The following is a 956-nucleotide window of genomic DNA, read 5'->3' as shown; positions in this document are numbered from 1 at the left end:
AAGTAAGCGAGCACGAGGCCGATGATCGCCGTGAGCGTGAGCCACCAGTACTCGTAGCAGAACGTGTCGACGTGATAGAGGAACCGGCCAAGTTCGAGCCATTGGTCGAGCGGGCGGACATCGAGCACCTGCGGAAAGATGACGCCGCCGAACAGCATGCAGTACGCGTACATATAGACCAGCAGCAACGCTGGGTAGGCCATCTGCACCGAAGTTGTCGACGACAGCACGCGCTTAGCCTTCGCCGCCATTTCCGCGAGTTCGAAGCCACGCACGACGGAGTCTTGCCGTGAAGATTCATCGGCGATGTCCAGCAGCGCGTACTCGTCGCCGGGGATGAATGGCTTGATAGCGAGCGAGAAGCTCTCCCCACGCTGCATGGTTTCCCGGATGCAGGAGAACACCCGCCACTCGAGCTTGCCGCGAGTGCGGCTGCGCTTTTCGTACGTTTCCAGCCGGTCGAACAGCGTCTCGGTGTTGCGCAAGCCCTTTGCTGCGATATCGAGACGCGTCTCGCGGTAGAAATCCTCGCGGACTTTCTGAAACCGCCAGCGCGCGACGACCAACTGCTGCCGCACGGGCAGCATCTTTGCGAACGTGGTGAACATGGAGGACCAGGGTTAGACCATCAAACCATCGACGCCGGGCATCACGCGGTACTGCGCGAACGACTGCATCGAGCGATTGATGAATTGTGGGTCAATGAAACCGCGCGAAGCCTTGAAAAGAGCATGTTCATAGAGGGTCTTTCCCGTCATATCCGCGTTATCGAATCCGGTACGGCGTTCACCGCGCCAAACTTTGCGGGCACCGGCCCAGTCGCGCTCGGCCACACGCTCCAAAAACTCAGTCGTCGGACGGTAGAGCTCGGCGGCCAATGACGGGCGCGTGGTTCCACCCGCTGCCTTGCCGTTGCGGGTGAAAAGCCCCTTCAGTCGGCAGTGTTCGCAGCCGTC

General features: G+C 60.5%; 2 pseudogenes. Both read right to left on the bottom strand.

What is annotated here, in order from left to right:
* Positions 1–608, bottom strand: a pseudogene (locus AWB81_RS43495) (type II secretion system protein); the annotation flags it as partial.
* Positions 609–620: 12 nt separating this feature from the next.
* A pseudogene (locus tag AWB81_RS43490) lies at positions 621–956 on the bottom strand (secretion system protein E); the annotation flags it as partial.

This window comes from Caballeronia arationis (assembly GCF_001544975.2).
GTDB classification, from domain to species: domain Bacteria; phylum Pseudomonadota; class Gammaproteobacteria; order Burkholderiales; family Burkholderiaceae; genus Caballeronia; species Caballeronia arationis.
The sequence above is the reverse complement of the archived record's forward strand: the minus strand, read 5'-3'. Positions and strand labels throughout refer to the sequence as shown.